Origin of the sequence: Streptomyces sp. AC602_WCS936, from assembly GCF_019049125.1 — a bacterium.
GTDB lineage: Bacteria > Actinomycetota > Actinomycetes > Streptomycetales > Streptomycetaceae > Streptomyces.
The window spans coordinates 231503-245368 of sequence record NZ_JAGMUF010000054.1 but is presented as its reverse complement, the minus strand read 5'-3'; the positions used below and the strand labels follow the sequence as shown (position 1 = coordinate 245368).

At 72.6% G+C, this 13866-nt stretch carries 14 protein-coding genes; 5 read left to right on the top strand and 9 right to left on the bottom strand.

Translation table 11 applies throughout. The annotated features are described in order from the left end of the window. Positions 1–4 precede the first annotated feature (4 nt). Positions 5–661: a DUF305 domain-containing protein gene (locus tag KUM03_RS18445; protein WP_217250188.1), complete on the bottom strand. Its 657-nt coding sequence runs from the start codon at positions 659–661 to the stop codon at positions 5–7. A 171-nt stretch (positions 662–832) separates the two neighbouring features. On the opposite strand from KUM03_RS18445, the gene KUM03_RS18440 reads away from it, so the two are divergent. Then, on the top strand, positions 833–2335 hold the full coding sequence (locus KUM03_RS18440; RefSeq protein WP_217250187.1) for an LVIVD repeat-containing protein: 1503 nt from the start codon (positions 833–835) through the stop codon (positions 2333–2335). Here KUM03_RS18440 and KUM03_RS18435 read toward each other — a convergent pair. The 5 genes from KUM03_RS18435 to KUM03_RS18415 all read right to left on the bottom strand — a co-directional run bounded on the left by KUM03_RS18435 (position 2323) and on the right by KUM03_RS18415 (position 6833). Beyond that, a complete protein-coding gene (locus tag KUM03_RS18435) occupies positions 2323–3006 on the bottom strand; it encodes a TetR/AcrR family transcriptional regulator (protein WP_217250185.1) in 684 nt (227 codons plus the stop codon). The genes KUM03_RS18440 and KUM03_RS18435 overlap by 13 nt on opposite strands. A 185-nt stretch (positions 3007–3191) precedes the next feature. Further along, positions 3192–3881 carry an HAD family hydrolase gene (locus tag KUM03_RS18430; protein WP_217250183.1) on the bottom strand — a complete coding sequence of 230 codons (690 nt, stop codon included), beginning with the start codon at positions 3879–3881 and terminating at the stop codon, positions 3192–3194. 532 nt (positions 3882–4413) lie between these two features. Then, positions 4414–5085 (bottom strand): phosphatase PAP2 family protein, encoded by a 672-nt coding sequence (locus tag KUM03_RS18425; RefSeq protein ID WP_217250181.1) that lies wholly within the window; start codon positions 5083–5085, stop codon positions 4414–4416. 87 nt (positions 5086–5172) lie between these two features. Further along, on the bottom strand, positions 5173–6108 hold the full coding sequence (locus tag KUM03_RS18420; protein ID WP_217250179.1) for a M56 family metallopeptidase: 936 nt from the start codon (positions 6106–6108) through the stop codon (positions 5173–5175). 131 nt (positions 6109–6239) lie between these two features. Beyond that, positions 6240–6833, bottom strand: a complete 594-nt coding sequence (locus tag KUM03_RS18415; RefSeq protein ID WP_217250177.1) for a DUF5134 domain-containing protein — start codon at positions 6831–6833, stop codon at positions 6240–6242. Positions 6834–7035: 202 nt separating this feature from the next. On the opposite strand from KUM03_RS18415, the gene KUM03_RS18410 reads away from it, so the two are divergent. Together KUM03_RS18410 and KUM03_RS18405 are read left to right on the top strand one after the other, a co-directional pair. After that, complete coding sequence (locus KUM03_RS18410) at positions 7036–8724, top strand: FUSC family protein (RefSeq protein WP_217250174.1); 1689 nt, start codon at positions 7036–7038, stop codon at positions 8722–8724. Continuing rightward, positions 8721–9278: a MarR family winged helix-turn-helix transcriptional regulator gene (locus KUM03_RS18405; protein ID WP_217250172.1), complete on the top strand. Its 558-nt coding sequence runs from the start codon at positions 8721–8723 to the stop codon at positions 9276–9278. The genes KUM03_RS18410 and KUM03_RS18405 overlap by 4 nt, the downstream gene beginning before the upstream one ends. Positions 9279–9616: 338 nt before the next feature. Here the strand turns inward: KUM03_RS18405 and KUM03_RS18400 are convergent, their stop codons facing one another. Together KUM03_RS18400 and KUM03_RS18395 are read right to left on the bottom strand one after the other, a co-directional pair. Further along, a complete protein-coding gene (locus KUM03_RS18400; protein WP_217250171.1) occupies positions 9617–10381 on the bottom strand; it encodes a VOC family protein in 765 nt (254 codons plus the stop codon). 102 nt (positions 10382–10483) lie between these two features. Continuing rightward, a complete protein-coding gene (locus KUM03_RS18395; protein ID WP_217250169.1) occupies positions 10484–10876 on the bottom strand; it encodes a VOC family protein in 393 nt (130 codons plus the stop codon). Positions 10877–10968: 92 nt separating this feature from the next. Here KUM03_RS18395 and KUM03_RS18390 point away from each other — a divergent pair, with 92 nt between their 5' ends. Next, the gene (locus tag KUM03_RS18390; RefSeq protein WP_217250167.1) at positions 10969–11508 is read left to right on the top strand and encodes a GNAT family N-acetyltransferase; all 540 of its coding nucleotides are present in this window, start codon (positions 10969–10971) and stop codon (positions 11506–11508) included. 3 nt (positions 11509–11511) lie between these two features. Here KUM03_RS18390 and KUM03_RS18385 read toward each other — a convergent pair whose 3' ends face one another. After that, positions 11512–12195 (bottom strand): glycerophosphodiester phosphodiesterase family protein, encoded by a 684-nt coding sequence (locus KUM03_RS18385; protein ID WP_217250165.1) that lies wholly within the window; start codon positions 12193–12195, stop codon positions 11512–11514. 227 nt (positions 12196–12422) lie between these two features. On the opposite strand from KUM03_RS18385, the gene KUM03_RS18380 reads away from it, so the two are divergent. Further along, positions 12423–13826: a DUF6421 family protein gene (locus KUM03_RS18380; RefSeq protein ID WP_217250163.1), complete on the top strand. Its 1404-nt coding sequence runs from the start codon at positions 12423–12425 to the stop codon at positions 13824–13826. Positions 13827–13866: the final 40 nt, after the last annotated feature.

Sequence of the window (13866 nt, the reverse complement as noted above, 5' to 3'; positions counted from 1 at the left end):
GCCGTCACAGCATCCCGCGCATCCGGGAGATCTCGCTCGTCTGCTGGGCCACCACGTCGTCGGCCATCTCCTCGATCCGCACGTTGTTGCCCTGCGACTTGACGTCGGTCGCCATGCTGATCGCACCCTCGTGGTGAGTGATCATCAGCGTCAGGAAGAGCTGGTCGAAGGCCTCGCCCCGGGCCTTGCGCAGCTTCTCCAGCTGGGCCTCGGTCGCCATGCCCGGCATCGCGGCGTGGTCGTGCCCGCCGCCCGTCTCCTTCTCGCCGTGGGTCTTCAGCCAGCCCTTCATCGCCTGGATCTCCGGCCCCTGGGCCGCGGAGATCCGTTCGGCGAGCTTCTTGAGCCGGCCGGAGGCGGCCTGCTCCGGCACCAGTTCGGTCATCTCCAGGGCCTGGGCGTGGTGCTGGATCATCATCCGCGCGTAGGAGACGTCCGCCGAGTTGGGGGAGTCGTCGTCGGCGAGCTGCTTTTCGGCCTCCTCGGCGGACAGGGTCCGGTTGTCCCCGCCCGGCTCGCCCGGAACGATCACCGAGGGTCCGGCCGCGTCCGCCTTCCCGCCGTCGGCACCGGACTCGCAGGCCCCGAGCCCGAGTACGGCCAGCGCGGTCAGTGCGGCCGTGACGAGCGACGCGCGGGTCGACGCGGAGCGGAAGGACACAACGACCTCCTGGGGCTGGTGAGTGCGATGACCGTCTTAGCACGCTTCCGCGTGTCACTGATCAAAAAACTTCATCGCGAGCCTGTTGCCCTCTGTTGGTATGAGCATGGCGAAGACGATACTGCGGTGGTGCGTGAACCGTTCCGTCGGAACGGACGTAGGGAGGAAACAGTGATCCTGTTGAACGACCCGCGAACGCGGCGCAGACGCCTGGGAGTCGCGGCGGCCGCCGCCGGTCTCCTGTCCGCGCTGCTCACGGCCGGGCCGGCCGTGGCGACCCCCGACCCCGGGGACGGCCCGGCGACTTCGAAGGAGGTCTCCAAGAGCGCGCGCGCCGAAGTGCGCGACGCCATCGAGGGCGGCGAGATACCCGGCCAGGACGAGATAGTCCACTCGGACAACATCGAGCACCTGGCCAACATCCCCAAGGACGCGCTGTCCGGCACCAATTCGGACCTGGCCTTCCAGGGCCGGTACGCCTTCGCCGGCAACTACGACGGCTTCCGCATCTTCGACATCAAGAACCCGAAGAAGCCGCGGACCGTCGCCCAGGTGCTGTGCCCCGGCTCGCAGAACGACATCTCCGTCTCCGGCGACCTGCTGTTCCTGTCGACCGACTCCTCGCGCAGCGACAGCAGTTGCAACAGCACCACGCAGCCGGCGACCGAGAAGTCCTCCTGGGAGGGCATGAAGGTCTTCGACATCAGCGACAAGCGGAACCCGAAGTACGTGGCGGCCGTCGAGACCGCCTGCGGTTCCCACACCCACACGCTGGTGCCCGAGCGCAGGAACGTCTACATCTACGTCTCCTCGTACTCGCCGAACGCCGCGTACCCGGACTGCCGGCCTCCGCACGACGGCATCTCCGTCATCAAGGTGCCGCGCAAGGCGCCCGAGCGGGCGGCCGTCGTGGGCTTCCCGGTGCTGTTCCCCGGTGAGGGACCCGACGGCGGCGGCAACCCGGGCGGGCCGACCAACCCGGGCGTCTCCAAGACCACCGGCTGCCACGACATCACCGTCCTGCCCTCGAAGGACCTGGCGGCGGGCGCCTGCATGGGCGACGGCATCCTGTTCTCCATCAAGGACCCCGAGCGTCCGAAGGTCATCGACCGCGTCCAGGACAACGTCAACTTCGCGTTCTGGCACTCGGCGACCTTCAACCAGCGGGCGAACAAGGTCGTCTTCACCGACGAGCTGGGCGGCGGCGGCGCCGCCACCTGCAACGCGGAGATCGGCCCGAACCGCGGCGCCGACGGCATCTACGACATCGTCGGCCGGGGCGATCACCGTGAGCTGGTCTTCCGCAGCTACTTCAAGATCCCCCGCCACCAGGCGGACACGGAGAACTGCGTCGCCCACAACGGCTCGCTGATCCCGGTCAAGGGCCGCGACATCATGGTCCAGGCCTGGTACCAGGGCGGCGTCTCCGTCTGGGAGTTCACCGACTCCGAGCGCCCGAAGGAGATCGCCTACTTCGAGCGCGGCCCGCTGAGCACGGAGACCATCTCCACCGGCGGCTCGTGGTCGGCGTACTACTACAACGGCTACATCTACTCGAACGACATCGCCAAGGGCTTCGACGTCCTCAAGCTCAGCGACCGGCGCACCGACCCGGCCAAGCGGGTCCACCTGCGTGAGCTCAACACGCAGACGCAGCCGGACTACTTCGACTGAGCCGGCCGGCCGGGTCCACCGGTCGCGAAGAACCGCGACAGGTCCGTGTCGCACGTCGTCCCGCCGGGCGCCTCTGCGTCCGGCGGGACACCCAGCCCCCATTCCAGCCGGTAGCGCTTGAACAACTCGGCGCGCAGCACCGGCACGGGCATCGGCACCCCCGGCACCAGGGCGGCGAACACGGCCCCCATCAGCAGCGCGCGCAGCATCGGGTAGTCCCGGTCGACGTCCCGCGAACCGTGCCGGGCCACGGTGTCCCGCAGCAGCTCGGCCAGCCGTCGCTGCTCCGGGCACGGCACGAAACCCACCTCGGCCTGGAGCAGGCCCGCCATGTGCTGGCGCATGAGCACGGGCCGGTCCCGGGCGAGCCCCAGGACCGCGTCGATGGCCCGCGCCATCCGCTCCGGCCCCTCGTCGGTGCGCGGCTCGCCCTCCAGTGCCTCCTCCAGCGTGCGGTGCATCAGCCGGTGCACGGCGGACTGCACGAGCTGCCGCTTGCCGGGGAAGTAGTACGAGACCAGACCGCGCGCCGAACCGGCCCGGTCGGCGATGGCACCCAGCGTGGTCGCCTCGTACCCGTGCTCACCCACCAGCTCCACCGCGGCTTGCAGAAGCCGCTCCTTCGAACGCCTCCGCAACTCTTCATTGACCGAGGCGCTGCGCGGGGACATCCTGTACTCCTGCGTTGACTGGCTGGCAGCCAACTATACTCAACGCAGGCGGACGGGCCCTGACGGGTCCGCTCCGGCAACCGTCTGCCTCGGGCGACACGGGGGATCGTCCGAGGCGGACGGACACCTTGCCTGGTTGCCTCGGGCTACGGGTGGTCGGGCGTCGCCGGGCGAGTCGGCGTCGGTCAGCGCACCAGGTCCAGCACCGGCCGCAGTCCCGCCGCGCGCTCGGTCACCGGCAGGTGGTCCACGAAGTGCACGGCGCAGCCCAGGGCCGCCGCGCCGCCGTCCGCCCGCCGGTCGTCTCCGACCATCAGCGTCCGGCCCGGCTCGGCGCCCAGCGCCGCGCAGGCGGTCGCGAACAGCCGCGGGTCGGGCTTCTGGATGCCGTGTTCGTACGACAGGACGTACGCGTCGACGTACCGGTCCAGGCCGTGCGCACGGAAGACCGGGCGCAGGTCCCAGCCGATGTTGCTGACCACCCCGACGGCGATTCCCCGCTCGCGCAGCGCGCCCAGCACCTCGGCGGCGTCGGGGTAGGGAGTCCAGGCGTCAGGCGTCATGTGCCGGTCGTACAGCACGTCGTGCAGTTCCGGGTCCGGCAGCCTCACCTGCCGGGACAGTCCGGTGTACGCGGCCCGGTGCAGCCGGGCACTCTCGTCCCGGACCTCCCATGTACCGGCGAGTTCCTCCGGTACCCGCGCCGGCGGGGCTCCACCGGGCAGTGCACCGGCCTCCTCCAGCGCGCGGGCCGTCGCGGCGAGCTCCGGTCCGGTGAGCGTCGTCCCGGTGCCCGCGAGCGCCCCGCTCAGCCAGGCGTCGGTGGGTTCGATGCGGAAGAGGGTCCCGGAGAAGTCGAACAGTACGGCGGTCATGGGCGGATGCTACGAGCCGACGTTCCGCTTCGGGGGAAGGTCCCGGTCGCAGAAGACGCAGACGAAATCCCCCTCGCGCACGACGGAGCACGTCCCGCAGCCCGTGCAGCGCCGGAAAACGACTTCGTGCGTGAAGCGGTCCGGGTGAGGCAGGCCCGCCCGGTCCAGAGCCGCGGCCACCGGGGACACGAGGAGAGGTCGGGGCAGTAGCCGGTGGAGTGGTTGCTGACTTCCGTCACCGCCCACGACGTCGACGGTCGCGCGACGGCGATCTCGCCCGCGCCCAGGACGTCGCTGCCGCCCGCGCAGACCACGTGTTCGCTGCGGCGCGGGGCCGGCCGCAGCAGGCCGTCGAGGTCGACGACGTACGTGAACGGTTCCCCGGCCTCCGCCGGGTCCCGCTCGGCCACCCACGCGTCCAGGTCGGCGGGCGAGCGGACCGCCCGGCCCTCCGTACCCGGGCCGGCGGCGGCCCGCAGCTCGGGCGGTCCCACGTAGCGGTGGACGCGGTGGGGGCCGGACGCCGGCGTTCTCACGGGTGCCGGCGCTCGTGGACGAGTGCCGCGACGGCCACCACCAGGGCGCCCAGGAGCCAGCCGCCGACCACGTCCGTGGCCCAGTGGACGCCGAGCCACACCCGGGTCACGCCGACGCCGATGACGGAGACAACTGCCACGGCCAGGGCGGTCAGGCGTACGCCGCGGGTGGTGTCGTAGTGGTGGAGCAGCCATACGAGCAGGCCGCACACGAACGTGGCGGTCATGGCGTGTCCCGAGGGGAAGGCCGCGTAGTGCGCGGAGTCCACGGGGTCGGGCCAGACGGGGCGGGCCCGGTCCACGGCCGCCTTCAGCGCCTGCTGCAGCAGGCTTCCGAGCAGGCAGGTCATCCCCAGCCACACGGCCGTCCACCGGTCCCGGCGCCGGAACCAGAGCCACAACACCACCGCAGCGCACAGCAGTCGCATCGTCCACGTGTCCCACACCCAGTCGGTGAGGATCCGCATGGCGTGCGTGATGCCCGGTTCGTCCACCGCCCAGCGGTGCGTCGTGTCCGCGATGTCGTCGTCCACGCCGACCAGCGGACCCCATTCGAGGGCCACCAGGGCGAGCAGGAGCGCCGAGCACACGGTCAGCACCCAGGTGACGCGGAGGGCGGTGCGCGGCTGCGGGGGACTGGGCGGGGAGTCGACGGAGGGCGTCTGCATGCTGCGATACTCGCCGACCCGAGCGGTCCGGGGCCAATCCCGGGGCGGTTTCCACGATGCGGGAGCGGTGGAGTGCCGCACGCGGGGTTACCCCAGCGCCCGCAGCCCCGGTACGAACGCCACCAGCACCGGCACCGCCGGCACCAGCGCGGCCGCCGCCGTCAGCCGCAGCCGGCGGGCGGCCGACAGGCGGTTCGGTGGCGTGAGCAGCCGGTGCACGCGCTGCGGGACGTGGGCGTGCGTCGTCGGGCAGGGGCCGAACACGCCCCGGTCCTCGTTGAGTTCGACCAGTGCCAACGCGGTCGTCAGCCGGCCGAAGCGGCGGGAGGCCGTGTCGTCGGCGGCGAGTTCCACCAGGCGGTGCATCTCGTCGCGGAACGCCGCGAACACCGGAACCCGCGGGAAGCCGTCCGCCAGGGCGGCCGAGCAGTGCAGCAGCCAGTCGTGCCGCGCCTGCGCGTGCCCCTTCTCGTGGGCGAGCACCGCGTCGAGCTGGCGGCCCCCCAGGCGGCGCAGCGCGGCGGTGGTGACGACCAGCTGCGGGGGAGTGCCGGGCAGCCACCAGGCGTCCGGCCGGTCGCCCTCCAGGACGACGAGCCGGTCCGAGCGGGGCGCCTCACCCGGCAACAGCGGAGCGCGGTGCAGCAGTTCGGCGCGGCGCCGACGACGCCGGGTACGGGCACGCGCGATCTCACGGGCCAGCATCGCGGCGCTCCACAACCCGCCGCAGGCCAGCGCGACGGCGGTCGTGTCCGCCCAGAGCCCGGAGGTGCCGAGCGCGTACGCCTCCACCACCGGACGCGGCGCCGTCGCGAAGACGTGGCCGCCCACCGCGTGCCAGGCCGCCGCCGCGCTGAACGTCATCGACAGGGCGCAGCACACGAGCACGGCCGCCACGACGCACTGCCACACCCACAGGGCGACCACCGGTTCTCGGTCCGGCCAGTCGGCGCGGGCGAGCAGCCTCGGGGCGAGGACGGCGGTCAGAGCGCCGAGCAGCAGCAGCGCCGCGGGGAGAATCATGAAGGCAGCCTATGAGCGCCGCACCGCCCAGGAGTGCGGCCCGCCGCACAAAGTGACGCAGACAACGGTTGCGCACGGGGTACGCCGGGTAACGCCGTGCGTCGTCGCCGAGCCCGCTTGGTGGACGGCTGTCACATCGTCAGCAGCATGGCCAGCATCGCTATGCCCATGGAGAGCCGGCACGCCCGCGCCAGCTCCGGCCGGTCGCCCCAGCCGTCCGCTGCCCCGCCCCCCGCCGTGCCGCCCCCCGCCGTGCCGTCCCCTGCCGTGCCGCCCCCCGCCACGACGGCCACCGGCAGCAGACGCACGCCGGTCAGGAGTACGTACCCGGTGAAGTAGAGCAGCAGCATCCCGGTCAGCAGCGGAACCCCGGACGAGCCGTGCGCGTGTCCGTGGGCCGACGAGCCGGCCATCGCCAGTGCCATGTACACCATGGCCGCGTCCCCCACGAGGTGGTGCAGGTGGTGACGTCCCGAGCGGGCCGCCCACAGGGCGCGCAGCCCGGCGGCGCCGAACACCACCGCGTAGGCGGGCCAGGCCCAGGCCGGCGGGGTGAACACCGCCGCGGGCACGGCCATGGCGGCCATGCCGAATCCCATGAGCGCCTCGCCGCCCGCGGCACGGCGCTGCTCCTCCACACCGCTTCGCATCCGCAGCAGGCAGTACGCGCCGGTCGCCGCGCACAGCGCGACCAACAGCCACCCGGACGACGCCGGTCCGTGCACACGTGCCTCCCCCGCTCGCGGCTCGACGCCCGATGTCCGCCGGTCGGTCAAGGACTGCCCGGGCCTTGCGGCGCGCACGCGAGCGCAAGGGAGTACACGGGGGGTATTGGGGGGAGCACGGCGGATCGCCGCTGGTCGGGTCAGGCTCGTCGGCACGCACGATATTTCATTTACAGATAAAACACCTGTTAAGCTTTTCGTCATGAGCAGTGCGACCCCCACCTCCGGCACCTCACTCGGCCGCCGTCTGTCCCTGACCGGTGTGCTGCGCCTGCGCCGCCCCTCCGAGATCTGGTTCAAGCCCGCGCTCAGTTCGGTCGCCGCCGTCGCCCCGCCCAACCTGATCCTGCTGGCGCTCGGCCGGCTCGACCTGGCGATGTACACCATGGCCGGCTCCCTGTGCGCCCTCTACGCCCACAACCGCCCCTACGCCGCCCGGGCCCGCGTGCTGGCCTGGGTCGTGCTCGGCATGCTCGGTGGCGTCGCCGTCGCCCTGGTCACCGCCTCGCTCACCCGAGACGCGGTCGTCCTGGTCACGGTCGGCGCCCTGCTGGCGGCCGTCCAGAAGGCCCTGTGCGACGCCACCCGCGTCGGCCCGCCCGGCAACGTGGTCCTGACCTTCATCAGCTCCGCCGCCCTCTTCGTCCCGCAGACCTTCGGGCAGATCCCCGGTCACCTGGCCCTGGGCGCCGCCGCGGGCGCCTGGGCCTGGATCGTCGGCATGGCACCCGCCCTCGTCCGCCCGCACGGCCCCGAACGCCGGGCCACCGCCCAGGCGCTGAACGCCGCCGCCGCGTACGCCGGCACCCGGGGCACCGGCGACGGCCACACCGCGGCGCGCGCCGCCGGGTACGCCGCCGTACAGACCGCCTGGCAGACACTGCTGGCCCTCCCGGCGACGGGCACCCGCGCCACCACCCGGCACGCCCTGGAACGCCTCGTCGTCCGCGCGGAGGTCGCCCTCGCCGCGCCCGCCGACACGGACCCGGAGCGCCTGCGCGACTGGGCCCGCGCCCTGCGCGGCACCGGCCGCATCCCCCGCGCCGGCGCCACCCCGGGCGCCGCCGACGAACTCCTCGGCGTCGACACCGAACTCGCCGCGCCCCCCACCCCGCTGTGGCAGCGGCTCGGCCCCCTGGGCCCGATCGCCCTGCGCACCGCCCTCGGCTGCGCCCTGGCCGGCTACGCCTCCCTCGCGCTCGGCATCGGCCGCCCGTACTGGGCCCTGGTCACCGCCGCCGCCCTCTACCAGGCCAACATGACCCTGACCTGGAGCCGGGCCGTCCAGCGCGTCGTCGGCAACGTCGCCGGGGTGCTGGTGTTCGCCGCCATCGCCCCGCTGGCCCACCTCGGACAGGCCCTCCTGGTCCTGTTCTGCCTCGCCCTCAACTTCGGGGCCGAGGCGCTGATCACCCGCAACTACTGGCTCGGCAGCGTCTGCGTGACCCCGATGGCGCTGCTCATCACCGAGTTCGCCCGGTACCAGCAGCCCGGCGAGCTGATCACCGAACGCGTGGTGGACACCCTCGTCGGCGCCCTGGTCGGCTTCCTGGCCGCCGTCGCCGTCACCAACCGGCGCGCCGGCAGCCGGGTCGGGCAGGCGGTGACCGCCGCCGACCGCGCCCGCGAGCACGCCGCCCGCCTCCTGGCGGAGTCCGACCCCGCCCCGGGCGCCCTGGAGGCCGCCCGCCGGGGCCTGGCCGCCGCACTCGCCGACCTGCGGGCCACCGTCGACGCCGCGGCCGGCGAATGGTGGGGACGCGCGCTGCCCCAGGAGAGGGTCGTGCTCGCCGAGCAGTCCGGACACCGTACGCTCGCCGCAACGGTGCGACGCCAGGCAGCGCGTCCGGACCGGGAAACGGGCACGAGAACGGAGGACGTACGGCCATGACCGCAACCGACGGGGGATCGGCGACCGGGGGCGACGCGAGGGGCGGACCGGGCGGGGACACCGTCGCCGCGGTCGTAGGGCAGTGGCGGGCCGTCCACCCCGGACTCGACACCGGGCCGATGGAGATCATCGGCCGCATCAACCGCTGCGCCGCCCTCCTCCAGCAGGCCGAGGACGCCCCGCTGCGCCGGGCCGGGCTCACTCGCGCCGAGTTCGACCTGCTCGGCGCCCTGCGCCGCACCGGTCACGAGCTGACTCCCGGCGATCTGGCCCGCGAGACCTTCTCGTCCGGCGCCGCCGTCACCAAGCGCCTCAAGCAGCTCACCGAGCGCGGACTGGTGGAGCGGCGCGGCGACACCCGCGACCGCAGGGTCGCCCACGTCCGCCTCACGGACAGCGGCCGCGACCTGGTCGACGACATCCTGCCCGAACAGCTCGCCTACGAGTCCGCCGTCCTGTCCGGCGTCGACGGACCGGACCAGGAGGAGCTGGCGGCGCTCCTGGGGGCGCTGCTGGGCCGGCTCGAGAGCCGGCCGCAGGCACTACGGGTCTGAGGCGCTCCGGCGACGACGCCGGGGGCGCGGTGTGGGTGCGGGTGTCCCGCGCCCGCGGGTGTTCTGTGCTGCCGGGACGACGGGCTGACGCTTGACGGGTTGTCGACCGGTTCACGGGCCCGGAGCGTCGGCACGGGCCGCACGGGCCGCACGGGCCGCACGGGCCGCCGGGGCCGCAGGGGTCGCCGGGGCCGCTGGGGTCGCCGGGGTCGCCGTGCCGCCGTCCGGTCGCCGAGTCCGACGGGCTCACCCGGCCCGTTCGGAGCAGAGGCGGGCCCGGTGCCCGGCGTCCTGCGGGGACCACCCGGTCCGACGGCCCCGCAATGCCCCCGGAGGGCTCAGCGCTCGTCGCCCGCCCGGTACACCCCGAACATCGCCCCCTGCGGGTCCCGCAGCACCGCGATGCGCGGTCCGTCGGGAGGGGACGTCGGCTCCATGAGCACGGTGCCCTCGCTGTCGGTCGTGTCGACGGCGGTGGTGTTCACGTCCGCCACGGCGAAGTACGGCAGCCAGTGGGCGGGCACCTCGTGCGGGAACTTCTCGTCCATCGTCACCATGCCGCCGAAGTCCGCGCCGTCGATCCCCCACTGCGGATAGCGGTCCGACGCGGACACGCTCCAGCCGAACACCGTGGTGTAGAAGTCGGCGGCCCGGCCGGGCTCACGGGTCAGCAGCTCCACCCAGCCCAGCGCGCCGGGTGCGTTGAACAGCCCCGCGCCGAGGAAGGACCGTCCCTGCCACAGCTGGAACACCGCGCCGCCCGGATCGGCGGCCACCGCGAACCGGCCGGAGTCGAAGACGTCCATGGGCCCGTGCAGGACCGTTCCGCCGGCCGCCGTCACCTGCCGTACAGCGGCGTCCGCGTCCCGGACCGCGAACGACACGTTCCAGGCGACCGGCTGCCCCTGCTGGTACAGCGGCGTCAGCGCGGCGACCGCCGCGTCGCCGAGGCGGGCGATCGTGTAGCCGCCCGCCTGCTGCCGGGAGTCCGTCTCGGGACGCCAGCCGAACAGCTTGGTGTAGAAGCGCTTGGCCGCCACAAGGTCGCTGGTCCCCAGCTCGGCCCAGCAGGGACCGCCGGGCACCGGTTCGTGGAGCTTCATCGCGTGGGCGTCCTTCCACTCGGCCGGGGACCGTCCGTCCCCCTCCAGCACGCTAAGGCCGGGCCCGGACCGCGGCCATCCGGCGGGTACCCCCTCGGTGGCTCAGATACCGGGCCGGTAGCGCAGCGGGTGGTCCGCCGGGATCTCCACCAGCACGATCTGCGTGCCGTCCGGGTCCGCGATCCACATCTCCACCAGCCCCCACGGCTCCCGCACCGGCGGCCGCACGATCTCGACGTCCTTCGCGCGCAGTTCCTCGTGGGCCGCCGCCGCGTCCGCGACCTGGAGCCACAGCTTGAGGGCGGGAGTCACGGGCGCGTCGGCGCGGCCGGAGACCTCCAGGAAGCCGCCGCCGAGGAAGTACACGGTGCCCCGCTCCGGCCCGGTGCCGAACTCGCGGTGGACGGCGAGGCCGAGCCGTTCGCCGTAGAAGGCCCGGGAGCGGTCGGGGTCGGTGGGGCGGAGCAGGGTCCGGCTGCTGAGTACATGCACCATGCGGACCGACCCTACTGGCAGCGTTACTCTCATCGGTGCCCCCGCCGCGCCCGAGAACGAAACGCGCCCGAGACGAACCGGAGACGCCCCAGATGGACACCACCGCCGGCCGACTGACCTACCGCGACGCCACCGACACCGACGTGGACGAGATCGTGGCGCTCATAGAGTCCGCGTACCGCGGCGACTCCAGCCGGGCCGGGTGGACCACCGAGGCGGACATCCTCCAGGGGCAGCGCACGGACCCGGAAGGCGTGCTGGAGGTGATCAAGTCGCCGGACAGCCGCCTGCTGACGGTCGAGCGGGACGGCACGATCGTCGCCTGCTGCCAGCTCGAGCACCGCGGTGCGCACGCCTACTTCGGGATGTTCGCCGTCAGCCCGGCACTCCAGGGCGCCGGTATGGGCAAGGAGATCATCGCGGAGGCGGAGCGGCAGGCCAGCGAGGCGTGGGGCGTCACGGAGATGCACATGACCGTCATCTCCGTGCGGGAGGACCTGATCGCCTGGTACGAGCGCCGCGGCTACCGCCGTACGGGAGAGACGACCCCGTTCCCGTACGGCGACGAGCGCTTCGGCATTCCGCAGCGCGACGACCTCCGGTTCGAGCTGCTGGTCAAGCCGCTGGTGTGAGCCTCAGGCCGTGAAGCGGCCGGTGCGCTTGATCTCCGGGTAGTCGGTCGTCGCGCCGTCGAGCCCCAGGGCGCGCACCAGCCGCAGGTGGTCCTGGGTGTTCACGGTCCAGGAGAAGACCCTCAGGCCCGCCTTGCGGGCGCGCCGCACGATCTCCAGCGTGATCCGGTTGATGTCCAGGCAGAGCGTCCCGGCGCCCGCCGCCACGGCCCGGTCTACGACCTCGGGACCGTAGTACTGCGCGACCAGCGCGGTCCGCACCCCCGGCACGAGCCGGGCGATCTCGACGATCGCCTCGTCGTGGAACGAGATGACCTCCACCCGGTCCACCAGGTCCCGCCGCAGCATCACCTCGGCGAGCGAACGCGCGGCCGCCACGTCCTTGATCTCGGCCTGCAACGGCGCCGAGACCGCGTCCAGCACCTCCTCGAAGACCGGGATCCGCTCCCCGCGGCCGGCGTCCAGCGCCCGCAGCTCCTCCAGGGTCTTGTCGGCGATCGCGCCGGTGCCGTCCGTGGTGCGGTCCACGTCCGCGTCGTGCATGACGACGAGCGCGCCGTCCTTGCTCAGGTGCAGGTCCAGTTCGACGACGTCGAGGCCGGCCCGCTCGGCGGCGACGAAGGAACGCAGGGTGTTCTCGGGTTCGACACCCATCGCTCCGCGGTGCCCGATGGTGAGGAAGTTCAAGGCTCGACTCGCTTCCGTAGACGGCGGCGATGGCAGGGCGCAGCCTAACGGCCCTGCCGGACCGTTTCCCCTCTGCCGCGCTGGGTATACGGAATCCGGCATCCCACAGGAAAAAATGCGGTGAAGCCCAGGGTGCGGCAGGATAATTTGCGGAGTCTCCCCTTGAAGGGAGGAACCTCGTATGCATACGGTGTCCTGACGCGAGCTTCTCCGGTGGAGGATGGGACATGACGGAAATTCTTGTGCAGGTGGGTGCGGAGGAGAAGGTTCCTCCGGTGAGCAGGGTGGTCGAGCACCCGGCATGGCCCGTGCTCAAGGATGCCGTGGAGCGCATCCGGCCCTGGCAGTCCAAGGACGGGTCGATCGACTTCGACGCCGAGGGCGCCCCGCAGCGGGCCGCCGCCGAGGACGCCGTGCGTCGCGTCGCCGACGCCGTGGAGGAGCTGTCCCCGCTCCTCCCGCACGACCGCGCCTACCACGAGGCCCTGGTGAAGGACCTCGGCCGCTGGGCCGACGGCGGCTTCGAGGTGCCCGACTTCCTCGACTCGCTGCTGGCCTTCCAGCCCGCCGCGAACCGCGCGGACGGCCTCCAGCACCTGGTCGTCTTCCCGATGTACACGCAGAACGGCAACCCGGACCGCAACCTCGAAGCGGTCGTGCTGCGCATGGTCTGGCCCGACTGGCTGGCCGAGCTGGAGCGCACCCGCTACGACAACCCGCTGTTCTGCGGCATCACCTTCGAGGACTTCACGGCCGGTTACGACACCAACTCGGCCGTGCTCTTCCCGGAGACCATCGCCGTGCGCGAGGCCCCGGAGCGCTTCTCCTGGGGCGGCATCTTCTGCGACCGCGAGGCCGCCCGCTTCCGCCGCGTCACCGACGCCGCCGTCGGCATCCTGGGCCTGGAGCTGCCCGAGGACGTCGCCGCCATGGTCCACGACCAGAAGCGCTGCGAGGAGGCCTTCGTCCTGTGGGACATGGTCCACGACCGCACCCACAGCCACGGCGACCTGCCGTTCGACCCGTTCATGATCAAGCAGCGCCAGCCGTTCTGGATGTACGGCCTGGAGGAGCTGCGCTGCGACCTCACCGCCTTCAAGGAGGCCGTGAAGCTGGAGGCCGACGGCGTCCCGCAGGCCCGCGACGTGCAGTACGCGGTCCTCTTCGACCGCATGTTCCGCTTCCCGGTCACCGGTGAGCGCGTGCGCAACTACGACGGTCTGGGCGGTCAGCTCCTCTTCGCCTACCTGCACAAGCACGACGTCGTCCGCTGGACCGACAACAAGCTCTTCATCGACTGGCAGCGTGCCCCGCAGGTCACCAACCAGCTGTGCGCCGAGATCGAGACGCTCTACCGGGACGGCATCGACCGTCCCAAGATCGTCCACTGGTTCGCCGGCTACGAGCTGGTCTCCACCTACCTCGCCCCGCACCCGGGCTCGAAGTGGGCCAAGGGCCCCGACGCCCTGGACCTGACCCTGCCGCCGCGCAAACTCGTCGACGACGTGCTTCCGGACGAGTTTCCGCTGAGCATGTTCTACGAGGCACTGTCCAAGAAGCTGAAGAACGTGATCGCCTCCACCAAGGGCATCACGGCCTCGACGGACGGCGCCGAGCGGGCCGCCGCGTGAGCGACGGCACCGGCGGGCAGGAACAGGCACGGCAACAGGC

Excerpts from the sequence above, each read along its gene's own strand:
- KUM03_RS18395 (WP_217250169.1), bottom strand. The coding sequence starts at position 10,876 with ATGGTGCATGTACTCAGCAGCCGGACCCTGCTCCGCCCCACCGACCCC.
- KUM03_RS18425 (WP_217250181.1), bottom strand. The coding sequence starts at position 5,085 with ATGCAGACGCCCTCCGTCGACTCCCCGCCCAGTCCCCCGCAGCCGCGC.
- KUM03_RS18380 (WP_217250163.1), top strand. The coding sequence starts at position 12,423 with ATGACGGAAATTCTTGTGCAGGTGGGTGCGGAGGAGAAGGTTCCTCCG.
- KUM03_RS18435 (WP_217250185.1), bottom strand. The coding sequence starts at position 3,006 with ATGTCCCCGCGCAGCGCCTCGGTCAATGAAGAGTTGCGGAGGCGTTCG.
- KUM03_RS18430 (WP_217250183.1), bottom strand. The coding sequence starts at position 3,881 with ATGACCGCCGTACTGTTCGACTTCTCCGGGACCCTCTTCCGCATCGAA.
- KUM03_RS18405 (WP_217250172.1), top strand. The coding sequence starts at position 8,721 with ATGACCGCAACCGACGGGGGATCGGCGACCGGGGGCGACGCGAGGGGC.
- KUM03_RS18410 (WP_217250174.1), top strand. The coding sequence starts at position 7,036 with ATGAGCAGTGCGACCCCCACCTCCGGCACCTCACTCGGCCGCCGTCTG.
- KUM03_RS18400 (WP_217250171.1), bottom strand. The coding sequence starts at position 10,381 with ATGAAGCTCCACGAACCGGTGCCCGGCGGTCCCTGCTGGGCCGAGCTG.
- KUM03_RS18420 (WP_217250179.1), bottom strand. The coding sequence starts at position 6,108 with ATGATTCTCCCCGCGGCGCTGCTGCTGCTCGGCGCTCTGACCGCCGTC.
- KUM03_RS18390 (WP_217250167.1), top strand. The coding sequence starts at position 10,969 with ATGGACACCACCGCCGGCCGACTGACCTACCGCGACGCCACCGACACC.